Consider the following 13,062-nt stretch of genomic DNA (forward strand, 5'->3'; position numbering starts at 1 on the left):
ACGCGTCGACACGACACGCTCGACACCCACCAGCGACTTATCTGGCCAACGAAGCGGCGGCCGCGACGACGGTTGCGGCCGCCGCTTCACCCTGCCCACTTGACAAGATGTCCCCCATATCAGTCGCGATCGCGAGCGCGGCATTGCTGGGCGACGCGGGTCGCGACCATAGAACTCGTCGCGATCGCGAGCGTGGCATCGCCGGGCGACGCGGGTCGCGACCATAGAACTAGTCCGGGATCGGCGGTCCCACGGCGCTGATGGCGTCCACCGCGCTGGAGACCCTCGCCTGGAAGTCGGGCGCCAGCGGGATGTAGCCGTTTCTCGCGAGGTCCACCTGGCCGGGGCCGATCGCCGCCTGCAGGAAAGCCTTGACCGCCTTGGCCTCCTCGCTGGGGTACCGCGAGCACACGATCTCGTAGGTGGCCAGCACAATCGGGTAGACGTCGGGTTGCGCCGGGTTGTAGAACGACGAGATGTCGAGCACCAGGTCGTTGCCGTTGCCGACGATCTTGGCGCCCGCGATGGTCTTTCCGACCGTGTCGGTTCCGATGCGCACCGGCCGCAGCGACCTCCGGCTCGCGGGGGTCTTGATCTCGGCGGCGAAGAGTCCCTGCTGCAGGGCGAACGACAACTCGTTGTAGCTGATCGCGCCCTCGGTGGCCTTCACCGCGGCCGAGGTTCCCTTGTTGCCCACCGCGCCGGTGCCGGTGCCGCCGTTGAACGTCTTGCCCGTGCCCTTGGTCCACGCGCCTCCGGACGCCGACTGTAGATATGCCTGGAAGTTGTCGGTGGTGCCCGATGCGTCGCTGCGGTAGATCACGTGGATGGGCTCGGCCGGCATGGAGGCGTTGAGCGCGGTGAGGGCGGGGTCGTCCCAGCGCGTGATCGTGCCGTCGAAGATCTTGGCCAGTGTCGGCCCGTCCAGCACCAGAGTGTCGACGGCGCTGAGGTTGTAGGTGATGGCCAGCGGGCCGAACACCACCGGAAGGTTCCAGGCATCGCCGCCCCCGCACCGTTGCTTGGCGGCGGCGTACTGTTCCCCGGTCAGCGGTACGTCGGATCCACCGAAATCGGTCTTGCCGGCGAGGAAGTCGGCGATGCCCGCACCCGAGCCGTTGGCCGTGTAGTTGAGGGTCTGGTTCGAGCAGGCCTTGTGGTAGGCCTCGATGAACTTGGTCATCGCATTGGCCTGCGCGGTCGACCCACTGGCCACCAGGGTCTGCTTACCGCCGCACTCCACCTTCGCCCCCGCGGTATAGGGCAGGGTCGCATGCGAGGTGCTGCAGGCCGAGAGCGCCAGTGCACCAGCGGCCAGCAAGCGCATGACAGCCGCTGGTCGATTGAGCTTCACGGTGATTGTCTCCTGAGGGGATGACGCCCGGCGCCGGGGGCGGGCTCTCGGGGCATGCGCGAATCACCCCGACTTGGGCACACGTCGAGAATTACCGGCCCACGAACAAGCAGGCAAACAAACATCAGGTGAACGGATCGACGCGGCGATTTCGCTGCCGGGCGACTTGAGCCGGGCGCTGAGGCGGAAAGCGCCTCCTCCGCTTCGGATTTTTGCTTCGTAGCGCGCGGCGCGTCAGTTCGCTACCATCTCCCCTCGGGGGACTGGCGATCGATCTCTACGGAGGTAGCGACAGATGACGCACCAAGCCCCGCCCGCACCGTCGCCGTCGGCGCCCGAGACGCCTCCGCCCACGCCGTCCGCGGCCCCCGCGACGCCGCCGAAAAAGCCCAGGCGCCGCCTGGTCGTCGGCCTGGGCATCCTGCTCGCCGTTGTGATCGTCTATGCGCTGTCGTTGTTCGGCTTCCACCTGCTGGCCACGTCCGGGGGAGCGCTGAAGGCGCCGGACCTGAACGCGACCAACGACACCGTCGTGCTGATCCGCCTGGAGAAGCTCGATACTGTTGCGAACCGTCTTGGCGTGAAAGTGCTTGTGATTCCAGAGGACTCGATGTTCGACAAGCGCCTCGACGTGCTCAAGACCGACACCGCGGTGCGGATGGACCCACCGAACGACCTCGGTGACCTGCAGTACCCGGCGGGCAAGTCGCCCGCGCAGGTGGCCACCACCATCGAAGCGCACGGCGATCCCAACAACTGGCCGTTCGATTCCTACAGCACCGACACGCTCTCGGCCGACGTCCTCGTCGGCCAGGGCGACGCCCGCCAGTACGTTCCCGCGCGGACCGAGGTCGTCGGGTCGTTGGAGGGCTGGGACGTGAGCGTCAAGCGCGTCGGCGAAGCCAGCCAGGAGTCGGACCGCCCCGACAACGTGATCATCACGCTGCACCGGGCCAAGGGTCCGCTGATCTTCGACCTCGGCATCTGCCTGGTGCTCTTCGCCCTGCCCGCCCTGGCGTTCGCGGTGGCGATCCAAATCGCCCTGGGTAAGCGGAAATTCGTTCCACCCTTCGTGACGTGGTTCGCGGCGATGCTGTTCGCGGTCATCCCGATCCGCAACTTCCTTCCCGGCTCGCCGCCACCGGGCGCGTGGATCGACCAGGCCCTGGTGATCTGGGTGCTCATCGCCCTGGTCGGGGCGATGGCCCTGTACATGGTCACGTGGTATCGACAATCGGAGTGACCCGGCTCGTACCCTGAAGGGGTGCTCACCGAGCTGATCGATCTGCCGGGCGGTTCATTCCGCATGGGGTCGACGAGTTTCTACCCCGAAGAGGCGCCGATCCACACCGTGACGGTGGGTCCGTTCGCGATCGAGCGGCACCCGGTGACCAACGCGCAGTTCGCCGAATTCGTCGCCGCCACAGGGCATGTCACGGTCGCCGAACGAGAGATCGACCCCGCGCTGTACCCGGGCGCGAATCCCGACGACCTGGTGCCGGGGGCCATGGTTTTCCGCCCGACGACCGGGCCGGTCGACCTGCGGGACTGGCGCCAGTGGTGGGACTGGGTGCCGGGCGCGAGCTGGCGGCACCCGTTCGGGCCGGACACCGACATCGCCGACAGGGGGGACCACCCCGTGGTCCAGGTGGCTTATCCCGACGCGGCCGCGTACGCGCGGTGGGCCGGACGCCGGCTCCCGGCCGAGGCCGAGTGGGAATATGCGGCCCGCGCCGGAACCACCACGACCTATGCGTGGGGCGACGAGGAAAAGCCCGGCGGACAACTGATGGCCAACACGTGGCAGGGCCGATTCCCGTACCGCAATGACGGCGCCCTCGGCTGGGTCGGGACGTCGCCCGTCGGGGCCTTCCCGCCGAACGGTTTCGGGCTCCTCGACATGATTGGCAACGTCTGGGAGTGGACCGCGACGGAGTTCTCGGCGCACCACCGGCTCGACGAGCCGCCCAAGTCGTGCTGCGCGCCATCGGGTCCCGCGGACCCGTCCATCAGCCAGACCCTGAAGGGCGGCTCGCACCTGTGCGCTCCGGAGTATTGCCACCGCTACCGCCCGGCGGCCCGGTCACCGCAGTCCCAGGACTCGGCGACGACCCACATCGGCTTCCGCTGCGTAGCGAACGCCGAGTCGGGTTCCGGTTAACGACCGGTTGCCGGTGGGTGACCGATGCCTTTTCGCTGGGCGGACGTGGGGTTTTCGCTGCGCAATCGACGTCGCCTTTAGCTAGCATCTGAACCCGTGCCGCCCGGGTCCCAGCAACCATTTCAGCGTCTCCATACGGCGGACGGAGGCGGGCTGTGACCGCCGACGTGGGATCGGCAGCCCCGTCCCCCGCGGAGGCGCCCCCCGCGGCGACGGAAGCGCCCGAGGTGCCGCCGAAACGCAAGCCACCCAAGCTGCGCCGATCGCAGATCGAAATCGGCATCGCGATCCTGCTGACCGTCGTCGTCGCCTACACGCTGTCGCTCTTCGGGATCCATATCTTGCAGAGCGAGGGGGCGCCGCTGCCTCCGCTGGACCTGAGCCAGGGCGGCGGCAATGCGACCATTGTGCAGCTGCGCGTCGAGGAGCTGAAGCCCGTCACCAATCGCCTGACCGTGAACGTCCTCGTGTATCCGGGCGTCGAGCAGTACGACAGCCGCTTCGACGTTCTCGGCAACGACATCGCGGTGCGCATCTATCCGGCGAACGACCTGGGGGACCTGCAGTACCCGAAGGGGAGGGCGCCGGCTCAACTCAGCACCACGATCGAGGCGCACGGCGATCCCCGCAACTGGCCGTTCGACACGTACAGGACCGAGCCGATCGCGGCCGACGCGTTCGTCGGCTCCCCCGACAACCGGAGGAAGTTGCCCGCCATCGTTCAGGTGACGGGATCACTGGACGGGTGGCAGCTCCACGTCAACCGGGTCACCAGCGCGCTGCCGACCTCGCGGTCCACCGACACCGGCGCCGTTGTGATCACCCTCGAGCGGGCCGAGGGCCCGCGGGTGTTCGATCTGGTGATCTGCTTGGTGTTGATCACGCTGCCCACGATCGCGCTCCTGGTGGCCGTTCCGATGGCGATGGGCCGACGAAAGTTCGTGCCGCCGTTCGGAACCTGGTATGCCGCGATGCTCTTCGCCGTCGTGCCGCTGCGCAACATCCTGCCCGGTGCCCCACCGCCCGGTTCGTGGATCGACCAAGCGGTGGTGCAGTGGGTGCTGATCGCCCTGGTGACGGCGATGAGCTTGTACTTCTTCGCGTGGGTCCGGCAAGGAGACTGACCGCCGGTCACCCGATTACCGGCGCGGTGTTAAAGCTGGTAGCAAGCAATGTTAAATGCGTGTAGCGCGGCCTCGCTCACGCTGCCAGCAAAGGGCGCCGTTGCTAACATCTGGCTCCGTGACGGTTCAACGGGACGTGGCTGCGCCACCGGCTTCGCCCGAATTGACCGCCACCCTGAAGGTGCCGGCGAACGGTCATCCGGCCCCGCCCGCTCCGCCCCTGCCCGCCGCGCCGCCGACCCCGCCGCGAAAGGAGCGCAAGCCGCGACGACGGCACCTGGTGCTCGACATCTCCATCATCGTCGGCGTTGTCGTGGTGTACCTCCTGTCGCTGCTCGGCTACCACTGGCTGGCCACCGCGCCCGGCCCGCTCCCCGAACCGGATGTGCGCACGGACGACGGCACCGTGGTTCTGGTGCGCCTCGAGCAACTGCACACCGTGGCGAACCGGCTCGACGTCAAAGTGCTGGTGATGCCTGACGATTCGATGATCGAAAAGCGCCTCAACGTGCTGAACGTCGACACGTCCGTTCGCTTCTTCCCACAGAACGACCTGGGCGACCTGCAATACCCGGTGGGGAAGTTGCCCGCGCAGGTGGCGACCACGATCGAGGCCCGGGGTGATCCCGGAGATTGGCCGTTCGACTCGTACAAAACGGGCACGATTCAGGCCGACGTGCTGGTCGGGAGCGGCGAGAACCGCGTCCTGAAGCCCGCCAGGGTGGAAGTGACGGGGTCGCTGGACGGATGGGACGTCGGCGTCACCCGGGTGGGCCGTGACAAGGCGGATGTGGATCGGCCGGACAACGTGGTGATCACCCTGCAGCGGGCCAAGGGCCCGCTGGTGTTCGACCTCGGCATCTGCCTGGTCCTGATCACCCTGCCGACGCTGGCTCTCTTCGTGGCGATCCAAATGCTTACGGGCAGAAGGCAATTCCTCCCACCGTTCTCCACCTGGTACGCCGCGATGCTGTTCGCCGTCGTCCCCCTGCGAAATATCCTCCCGGGGACCCCGCCCGCCGGCGCCTGGATCGACCAGGCCGTCGTGATCTGGGTGCTCATCGCGCTGGCGACTGCGCTGGTGTTGTACATCGCCGCCTGGTACCGACATTCGAGCTGAGGCTCCTCGGAATCTGTTGTGTCGAGTTTGTCAGAGCACGCTGACATAATCGAACACATGTTCGAAGAAGTTCGGGGTGCTGGTTCCTCGCCCGCTGCCGCCCTTCTCGGGGAGATCGCTGCGGCGGCGCGCGCGGAGAATCAGGGCGCGGCCTTGCAGTTGGCCAAGATCGGCGAGTTCTTCGCGCTTCGGCACACGCAGGGTGCGGCCGACGAGGAGTGGGTGGTCGACACGATGGAGGCCGTCGCCGCCGAGGTGGCCGCGGCCCTGCGGATTTCCCAAGGGATGGCCGCCTCGCGGTTGCGGTATGCCCGCGCGTTGCGCGAACGCTTGCCCCTTGTCGGCGAGGTGTTCAAGGCGGGCGATATCGACTATCGGGCGTTCACCACGATCGTCTACCGCACCGATTTGATCGAGGACCGCGAGGTGCTGGCGGGTGTCGATCGGCAGCTGGCCGCCACTGTGGGGCGGTGGCCGTCGATGACGCAGGGTCGGCTGGGCGCGCGCGTGGACAAGATTGTGGCGCAGGCGGATCGGGACGCGGTGCGCCGGCGAAAAGAGCGTCAGCGTGATCGTGAGGTGTGGTTCGGCCCGACGTGTGAGGGGGCGGCCGAGTTTGGCGGCAGTCTGCTGGCGCCGGACGCCCACGCGCTGGACGCGCGGCTGAACGCGCTGGCGGCCACGGTGTGCCCGCATGATCCGCGGACCCGCGAGCAGCGCCGCGCCGACGCCCTGGGGGCGTTGGCCGCCGGCGGCGATCGGCTGGGGTGTCGCTGCGCGCGCCCGGACTGCGCGGCCGGGGGCCGGCGCCCGGCGTCACCGGTGGTGATCCATGTGCTCGCCGAGCAGGCCACCGTGGCGGGCCGCGGTGATGCCCCGGCCTCAGAGCTCAGCGCCGACGGGTTGATCACCCCCGAACTGCTCGCCGAGCTGGCCGCCTCGGCCAAGCTCGTCCCGCTGGTGCACCCCGCTCTCGATGCCGCCCCGGAACAGGGCTACACCCCGTCCAAAGCGCTGTCGGATTTCGTGCGGTGTCGCGACCTGACCTGCCGGGCCCCGGGCTGTGACCGCCCGGCGGTGCACTGCGACCTCGACCACACCATCCCCTACGCCCAGGGCGGGGCCACCCACGCCTCCAACGTGAAGTGTCTGTGCCGTCTGCATCATTTGCTCAAAACGTTCTGCGGGTGGCAAGACGAGCAGCTCCCTGATGGGACGGTGATCTGGCGCCTACCCGACGGCCAGACCTACGTCACTACCCCGGGCAGCGCACTGTTGTTCCCCTACCTGTGCGCCCCGACCGGCCCGGCACCCCGACGCCCGGTGCCCGCCGATGAGCCCTGCACCGACCGCGCCGCCATGATGCCCACCCGCCGCCGCACCCGCGCTCAGGACCGCGCCACCCGCATCGCCACCGAACGCCGCCACAACCGCGACGCCCGGATGGCCCGAAACACGGCCGCCCCGGGCGATATCGGGCCCGCCCCACCCGACGACGACCCACCACCCTTCTGAGGCGTCGGCTGCGCACTGACCCGCGCGCCGACGGCGATGCCAGCCGTTGGAGGATCGACGAATGGGCTCGTCATTGCCCCCGCTCGCCGCGGAGGACCACATCTGCCGTCGCTGCTCCGTTGTCTACGCGGATACGGGAGTCGATGACGCGGTCAACGTCATCGCCGGGCTGCCGGGCGCCGTACGGGAGGTGGCCGGCGCGATCCCTGCCGAGGCACGACGGCTGCGGCCCGCCCCGGACGTGTGGTCCATCGCGGAGTACCTCTGCCACATCCGCGATGTCTATGTCAGCTTCACCATCCGGCTGTACCGCGTCCGCACCGAGCAACGGCCAGCCCTGGAGCCGATGTTCAACGACCTGCGGGCCCGCCGTTTCCGGTACAACGATTGCGACATCGACGCCACGCTTGACGAGTTGGCGGCGGCCACCGCCGGATTCCGCGACGAAGTGGCGCGCATGGGCGAAGACGACTGGGACCGCGTGGCGACCCGCCTTCCGCACGAGGAGCGCACCGCTCGCTGGTTCGTGCGGCAGGCCATGCATGAAGGCGTGCACCACCTCGTCGACATCGAGAATTTGGCGCTGAGCTGCTCGTCGCCTAGACTCTAGGGGTTGCCTTGGGCAGACCTCGGCTGGTGCGTGCAAACGTTATCGGCCCCGCGTGCCTTTCGGTGACAACTGCTTTTCAAGACGCGCACGTCAGGCTGGGTGGATTCGTCCTGCCGTGCACACGCAACCAGGTCAGGAGATCGAGTGATTCAGCAGGAATCGCGGCTGAAGGTCGCCGACAACACCGGCGCCAAGGAGATCTTGTGCATCCGCGTGCTCGGCGGCTCGTCTCGACGCTACGCCGGCATCGGTGACGTCATCGTTGCCACCGTCAAGGACGCCATCCCGGGCGGCAACGTCAAGCGCGGGGACGTCGTCAAGGCCGTCGTCGTGCGCACGGTCAAGGAGCGCAGGCGCCCGGACGGCAGCTACATCAAGTTTGACGAGAACGCCGCGGTGATCATCAAGCCCGACAACGACCCGCGCGGGACGCGCATCTTCGGCCCGGTTGGCCGCGAGCTGCGCGAGAAGCGCTTCATGAAGATCATCTCGCTGGCCCCGGAGGTGCTGTAGATGAAGGTCCACAAGGGCGACACCGTCCTGGTCATCGCCGGTAAGGACAAGGGCGCCAAAGGCAAGGTCCTGCAGGCGTACCCGGAGCGCAACCGGGTGCTGGTCGAGGGCGTCAACCGGATCAAGAAGCACACCGCGGTCTCGGCCAACCAGCGCGGCGCGCGCTCCGGCGGCATCGTCACCCAGGAGGCCCCGATCCACGTTTCCAACGTGATGGTGGTCGACTCCGACGGCAAGCCGACCCGGATCGGCTACCGGGTCGACGAGGAAACCGGCAAACGCGTCCGCATCTCCAAGCGCAACGGCAAGGACATCTAGCATGACCACCGCAGAAAAGGTTCAGCCTCGCCTGAAAGAGAAGTACCGCAACGAGATTCGTGATTCGTTGCAGAAGCAGTTCAACTACGCCAACGTCATGCAGATCCCGACGGTGACCAAGGTCGTCGTCAACATGGGCGTCGGCGAGGCGGCCCGCGACGCCAAGCTGATCAACGGCGCGGTCAACGACCTGGCGCTCATCACGGGGCAGCGGCCGGAGATCCGGCGCGCGCGCAAGTCCATCGCGCAGTTCAAGTTGCGCGAGGGGATGCCGATCGGCGTGCGGGTCACTCTGCGCGGCGACCGGATGTGGGAGTTCCTCGACCGCCTGACATCCATTGCGCTGCCGCGTATTCGCGACTTCCGCGGGCTTTCGCCCAAGCAGTTCGACGGCGTGGGCAACTACACGTTCGGGCTGAACGAGCAGTCGGTGTTCCACGAGATCGACGTGGACAAGATCGACCGGGTCCGCGGCATGGACATCAACGTCGTCACCTCGGCGACGAACGACGACGAAGGACGAGCGCTGTTGCGGGCCCTCGGCTTTCCGTTCAAGGAGAACTGAATCGATGGCTAAGAAGGCATTGGTCAACAAGGCGAATCGCAAGCCGAAGTTCGCCGTGCGTGGCTACACCCGGTGCAGCAAGTGCGGTCGCCCGCGTGCGGTGTTCCGCAAGTTCGGGCTGTGCAGGATCTGCCTGCGCGAGATGGCACACGCCGGTGAGCTTCCCGGTGTGCAGAAGAGCAGTTGGTGACAGGCGTAGGGGACTAACGATATGACGATGACGGACCCGATCGCAGACTTCCTGACACGTCTGCGCAACGCCAACTCCGCGTACCACGACGAGGTGACGTTGCCGCACTCGAAGATCAAGGCGAACATCGCCGAGATCCTCAAGAGTGAGGGATACATCAGCGATTTCCGCACCGAAGACGCTCGGGTGGGCAAGTCGCTGGTCATTCAGCTCAAGTACGGGCCCAGCCGCGAGCGCAGCATCGCCGGCCTGCGCCGGGTGTCCAAGCCCGGCCTGCGCGTGTACGCGAAGTCCACCAACCTGCCCCGCGTGCTCGGCGGCCTCGGGGTGGCGATCATCTCGACCTCCTCGGGCCTGCTGACCGACCGTCAGGCAGCCAGACAGGGCGTGGGCGGCGAAGTCCTCGCATACGTGTGGTGAGAAGGAAAAACCATGTCGCGTATTGGTAAGCAACCCATTCCGATCCCCAGCGGGGTCGATGTGACGATCTACGGCCAGAAGGTGTCGGTCAAGGGGCCCAAGGGCATCCTCGACCTGACCGTGGCCGAGCCGATCACCGTGGCCCGCAACGACGACGGCGCGATCGTGGTCACCCGTCCCGACGACGAGCGGCACAACCGTTCGCTGCACGGGCTGTCGCGCACGCTGGTGTCCAACCTCGTCACCGGCGTGACGCAGGGCTACACCACGAAGATGGAGATCTTCGGCGTCGGCTACCGCGTGCAGCTCAAGGGCTCCAACCTCGAGTTCGCGCTCGGCTACAGCCACCCGGTGGTGATCGAGGCGCCCGAGGGCATCACCTTCGCGGTCCAGTCGCCGACGAAGTTCACGGTGTCGGGGATCGACAAGCAGAAGGTCGGCCAGATCTCGGCGAACATCCGCCGCCTGCGCCGCCCCGACCCGTACAAGGGCAAGGGCGTGCGCTACGAGGGCGAGCAGATCCGCCGCAAGGTCGGAAAGACAGGTAAGTAGTCATGGCGCAATCAGTTTCGGCAGCCCGCCGGGTCTCCCGGCTGCGCAGGCACGCGCGGCTGCGCAAGAAGGTCGAGGGCACCCCGCAGCGCCCGCGGCTGGTGGTCAACCGCTCCGCGCGCCACATCCACGTGCAACTGGTCAACGACGAGAACGGCACCTCGGTGGCGGCCGCGTCGTCGATCGAGGCCGACGTGCGCGGCCTGGAGGGCGACAAGAAGGCCCGCAGCGTGCGGGTCGGCCAACTGATCGCCGAGCGCGCCAAGGCCGCCGGCATCGACAGCGTCGTGTTCGACCGCGGCGGATACACCTACGGCGGACGGATCGCGGCGCTGGCCGATGCCGCGCGCGAGAACGGATTGAGATTCTGATGACGAGTAGCACAGGTGGCGGACAGGGCGACAACCGCGACTCGCGGGGTGACCGCGACGGCCGCGGGCGGCGCGACGGCGCCGGCCGCGGCGGCCGCGACCGGGACGGCGACAAGAGCAATTACCTGGAACGCGTGGTCGCGATCAACCGCGTCTCCAAGGTGGTCAAGGGTGGCCGGCGGTTCAGCTTCACCGCGCTGGTCATCGTCGGCGACGGCAACGGCATGGTCGGGGTCGGCTACGGCAAGGCCAAGGAGGTGCCCGCCGCGATCGCCAAGGGTGTCGAGGAGGCGCGCAAGGGCTTCTTCCGGGTCCCGCTGATCCGCGGCACCATCACCCACCCCGTGCAGGGTGAGGCGGCCGCCGGCGTGGTGCTGTTGCGCCCCGCCAGCCCAGGTACCGGTGTGATCGCCGGCGGCGCGGCCCGCGCGGTGCTGGAATGCGCCGGCGTGCACGACATTCTGTCCAAGTCGCTGGGCAGCGACAACGCGATCAACGTGGTGCACGCCACCGTCGCCGCGCTCAAGGCGCTGCAGCGTCCCGAGGAGGTGGCCGCCCGTCGCGGGCTGCCGATCGAGGACGTGGCCCCCGCCGGCATGCTGAAGGCCCGCCGCGAGGGTGAGGCGCTCGCCAGCGCGGCGGCCGCGAGAGAGGCTGGGGCACCGTCATGAGTCAGCTCAAGATCACCCAGGTGCGCAGCACCATCGGGGCGCGCTGGAAGCAGCGCGAGAGCCTGCGCACGCTGGGCCTGCGGCGGATCCGCCACTCGGTGATCCGCGAAGACAACGCACAGACCCGCGGCCTCATCGCGGTGGTGAACCACCTCGTCGAGGTGGAGGAGACCAAATGACGCTCAAGCTGCACGACCTCAAGCCCGCGCCCGGGTCCAAGACCGCGCGCACCCGCGTCGGCCGCGGTGAGGGTTCGAAGGGCAAGTCCGCGGGCCGCGGCACCAAGGGCACCAGGGCGCGTAAGAACGTGCCCGCCACCTTCGAGGGTGGGCAGATGCCGATCCACATGCGGCTGCCCAAGCTCAAGGGTTTCCGCAACCGGTTCCGCACCGAATACTCGGTGGTCAACGTCGGCGACCTCAACCGGCTGTTCCCCGAGGGCGGTTCGGTGGGCGTCGACGAGCTGGTGGCCAAGGGCGCGGTCCGCAAGAACACCCCGGTCAAGGTCCTCGGCGACGGCAAGCTGACCGTGAACGTGAACGTCACGGCGCACAAGTTCAGCGGCAGCGCGCGCGAGAAGATCACCGCCGCGGGCGGTTCGGCCACCGAGCTCTGATCAGCCAAGCTGCGGAATGACCTCCGCGGCAAGGCGTTCCATCTGCTCGCGATTCTCCGCGACGTCCGCGCCGACCGGGTTGAGCAGCACGTACTCGGCCCCGGCGTCGATCACCTCGCGCAGCCCGCGGGCCACGTCTGCGGGCGTGCCGGACACCGGGACGTCGTCGACGCCGGGCATCGTCCCGTAGATGCGCCGCAGCCCGCCGAGCACGCGCTCGCGGGCCCGCGCCGCGTCGTCGTCCACCATCAGGTAGACCCGCTTGCCAATGGTGAAGCGCGCGGGGTCTTTTCGCTGCTCCTCGAGCTCGCGGCGCACCACCGTCACGGCCGCGGCGAACGCCTCGGTGGTCGACGACCCGGCGCCCATGAACGAGTCGCCGTGCCGCACCGCCCGCGCCAGCGCCCGGGGCGCGGATCCGCCGAACCAGATCGGCGGGTGGGGCCGCTGCACCGGCTTGGGCTGGACCGGAACGTCGTCGACGTCGCGGAACCGGCCGCGGAAGGTCACCCGCGGCTCGTCGGACCACGCCGCCTTCATCAGCTCCAGCCCCTCGGTGAAATACGAGATGTAGGTGGACTTCTCGACGCCGAACGCGGCGAACCTGCGGAAGCCGCCGCCGGCCCCGACGCCGAGGTCGAGGCGTCCGTGGCTGAGCCGGTCGACGGCCGTCGCCGCCGACGCCAGCTGGAGCGGATCGTGCAGCGAGGTGACCAGCACCGCCACGCCCAGGCGCAGCCGCTCGGTACCCGCCGCGCACCAGGCCAGCAGCTCCAGCGGAGCCAGCAGGGGTGCCTCGCCGAGGATCTGCTCGAGCACCCAGCCGCCCTCGAAGCCGAGCTCCTCGGCGCGGGCAAGGAAGGCGCGCAGCCCCGCGGCATCGAAGCCGCCCGTGCGGTCGTCGTCGAATTGGGGGATGGCGATCGAGCACCTCACGCGACCACGGTACGGCGGGCGGTCGG

18 protein-coding genes are annotated in these 13,062 nt (G+C 68.3%); 16 read left to right on the plus strand and 2 right to left on the minus strand.

Going from position 1 to position 13,062, the window contains the following annotated elements; translation table 11 throughout:
* Positions 1-229: 229 nt before the first annotated feature.
* Positions 230-1,354: a phosphate ABC transporter substrate-binding protein PstS gene (pstS, locus tag GPY60_RS08610; protein WP_231639490.1), complete on the minus strand. Its 1,125-nt coding sequence runs from the start codon at positions 1,352-1,354 to the stop codon at positions 230-232.
* Positions 1,355-1,649: 295 nt separating this feature from the next.
* Here pstS and GPY60_RS08615 point away from each other — a divergent pair, with 295 nt between their 5' ends.
* From GPY60_RS08615 to rplO, 16 genes are all read left to right on the plus strand, one after another.
* Positions 1,650-2,597, plus strand: a complete 948-nt coding sequence (locus GPY60_RS08615) for a DUF4436 domain-containing protein (protein WP_156687241.1) — start codon at positions 1,650-1,652, stop codon at positions 2,595-2,597.
* A 21-nt stretch (positions 2,598-2,618) separates the two neighbouring features.
* On the plus strand, positions 2,619-3,515 hold the full coding sequence (locus GPY60_RS08620) for a formylglycine-generating enzyme family protein (protein WP_156687242.1): 897 nt from the start codon (positions 2,619-2,621) through the stop codon (positions 3,513-3,515).
* Between the two features lie 227 nt (positions 3,516-3,742).
* A complete protein-coding gene (locus GPY60_RS08625) occupies positions 3,743-4,639 on the plus strand; it encodes a DUF4436 domain-containing protein (RefSeq protein ID WP_370462679.1) in 897 nt (298 codons plus the stop codon).
* A gap of 220 nt (positions 4,640-4,859) precedes the next feature.
* Entirely contained in the window at positions 4,860-5,759 is a 900-nt protein-coding gene (locus GPY60_RS08630; RefSeq protein WP_231639511.1) for a DUF4436 domain-containing protein, read from the plus strand.
* A gap of 57 nt (positions 5,760-5,816) precedes the next feature.
* Complete coding sequence (locus GPY60_RS08635; RefSeq protein ID WP_156687244.1) at positions 5,817-7,274, plus strand: HNH endonuclease signature motif containing protein; 1,458 nt, start codon at positions 5,817-5,819, stop codon at positions 7,272-7,274.
* Positions 7,275-7,335: 61 nt separating this feature from the next.
* Complete coding sequence (locus GPY60_RS08640) at positions 7,336-7,884, plus strand: DinB family protein (protein WP_156687245.1); 549 nt, start codon at positions 7,336-7,338, stop codon at positions 7,882-7,884.
* A 144-nt stretch (positions 7,885-8,028) separates the two neighbouring features.
* The gene (gene rplN / locus GPY60_RS08645) at positions 8,029-8,397 is read left to right on the plus strand and encodes a 50S ribosomal protein L14 (RefSeq protein WP_003403649.1); all 369 of its coding nucleotides are present in this window, start codon (positions 8,029-8,031) and stop codon (positions 8,395-8,397) included.
* Positions 8,398-8,715, plus strand: a complete 318-nt coding sequence (gene rplX, locus GPY60_RS08650) for a 50S ribosomal protein L24 (protein ID WP_156687246.1) — start codon at positions 8,398-8,400, stop codon at positions 8,713-8,715.
* A gap of 1 nt (position 8,716) precedes the next feature.
* Positions 8,717-9,280 (plus strand): 50S ribosomal protein L5, encoded by a 564-nt coding sequence (gene rplE, locus GPY60_RS08655; protein WP_156687247.1) that lies wholly within the window; start codon positions 8,717-8,719, stop codon positions 9,278-9,280.
* Positions 9,281-9,284: 4 nt separating this feature from the next.
* Entirely contained in the window at positions 9,285-9,470 is a 186-nt protein-coding gene (locus GPY60_RS08660) for a type Z 30S ribosomal protein S14 (protein WP_055580333.1), read from the plus strand.
* 21 nt (positions 9,471-9,491) lie between these two features.
* Positions 9,492-9,890 carry a 30S ribosomal protein S8 gene (rpsH, locus tag GPY60_RS08665; protein ID WP_156687248.1) on the plus strand — a complete coding sequence of 133 codons (399 nt, stop codon included), beginning with the start codon at positions 9,492-9,494 and terminating at the stop codon, positions 9,888-9,890.
* Positions 9,891-9,902: 12 nt separating this feature from the next.
* The gene (rplF, locus tag GPY60_RS08670) at positions 9,903-10,442 is read left to right on the plus strand and encodes a 50S ribosomal protein L6 (protein WP_156687249.1); all 540 of its coding nucleotides are present in this window, start codon (positions 9,903-9,905) and stop codon (positions 10,440-10,442) included.
* A 2-nt stretch (positions 10,443-10,444) separates the two neighbouring features.
* Complete coding sequence (rplR, locus tag GPY60_RS08675) at positions 10,445-10,813, plus strand: 50S ribosomal protein L18 (RefSeq protein ID WP_156687250.1); 369 nt, start codon at positions 10,445-10,447, stop codon at positions 10,811-10,813.
* The gene (gene rpsE / locus GPY60_RS08680; protein ID WP_156687251.1) at positions 10,813-11,484 is read left to right on the plus strand and encodes a 30S ribosomal protein S5; all 672 of its coding nucleotides are present in this window, start codon (positions 10,813-10,815) and stop codon (positions 11,482-11,484) included. Before rplR ends, rpsE begins: the two co-directional genes overlap by 1 nt.
* On the plus strand, positions 11,481-11,663 hold the full coding sequence (rpmD, locus tag GPY60_RS08685; protein WP_156687252.1) for a 50S ribosomal protein L30: 183 nt from the start codon (positions 11,481-11,483) through the stop codon (positions 11,661-11,663). The genes rpsE and rpmD overlap by 4 nt, the downstream gene beginning before the upstream one ends.
* Positions 11,660-12,100, plus strand: a complete 441-nt coding sequence (gene rplO / locus GPY60_RS08690; protein WP_156687253.1) for a 50S ribosomal protein L15 — start codon at positions 11,660-11,662, stop codon at positions 12,098-12,100. Before rpmD ends, rplO begins: the two co-directional genes overlap by 4 nt.
* Here rplO and GPY60_RS08695 read toward each other — a convergent pair whose 3' ends face one another.
* Complete coding sequence (locus GPY60_RS08695; protein ID WP_156687254.1) at positions 12,101-13,036, minus strand: LLM class flavin-dependent oxidoreductase; 936 nt, start codon at positions 13,034-13,036, stop codon at positions 12,101-12,103.
* Positions 13,037-13,062 lie beyond the last annotated feature (26 nt).

This window comes from Mycobacterium sp. Marseille-P9652, assembly GCF_902652685.1.
In the GTDB taxonomy this organism is placed as follows: Bacteria; Actinomycetota; Actinomycetes; order Mycobacteriales; family Mycobacteriaceae; genus Mycobacterium.

Bases quoted from the DNA above. Each gene is read 5' to 3' on its own strand.
- GPY60_RS08615 (WP_156687241.1), top strand. From the start codon at position 1,650: ATGACGCACCAAGCCCCGCCCGCACCGTCGCCGTCGGCGCCCGAGACG.
- GPY60_RS08635 (WP_156687244.1), top strand. From the start codon at position 5,817: ATGTTCGAAGAAGTTCGGGGTGCTGGTTCCTCGCCCGCTGCCGCCCTT.
- GPY60_RS08640 (WP_156687245.1), top strand. From the start codon at position 7,336: ATGGGCTCGTCATTGCCCCCGCTCGCCGCGGAGGACCACATCTGCCGT.
- rplX (WP_156687246.1), top strand. From the start codon at position 8,398: ATGAAGGTCCACAAGGGCGACACCGTCCTGGTCATCGCCGGTAAGGAC.
- rplE (WP_156687247.1), top strand. From the start codon at position 8,717: ATGACCACCGCAGAAAAGGTTCAGCCTCGCCTGAAAGAGAAGTACCGC.
- GPY60_RS08660 (WP_055580333.1), top strand. From the start codon at position 9,285: ATGGCTAAGAAGGCATTGGTCAACAAGGCGAATCGCAAGCCGAAGTTC.
- rpsH (WP_156687248.1), top strand. From the start codon at position 9,492: ATGACGATGACGGACCCGATCGCAGACTTCCTGACACGTCTGCGCAAC.
- rplF (WP_156687249.1), top strand. From the start codon at position 9,903: ATGTCGCGTATTGGTAAGCAACCCATTCCGATCCCCAGCGGGGTCGAT.
- rplR (WP_156687250.1), top strand. From the start codon at position 10,445: ATGGCGCAATCAGTTTCGGCAGCCCGCCGGGTCTCCCGGCTGCGCAGG.
- rpsE (WP_156687251.1), top strand. From the start codon at position 10,813: ATGACGAGTAGCACAGGTGGCGGACAGGGCGACAACCGCGACTCGCGG.
- rpmD (WP_156687252.1), top strand. From the start codon at position 11,481: ATGAGTCAGCTCAAGATCACCCAGGTGCGCAGCACCATCGGGGCGCGC.
- rplO (WP_156687253.1), top strand. From the start codon at position 11,660: ATGACGCTCAAGCTGCACGACCTCAAGCCCGCGCCCGGGTCCAAGACC.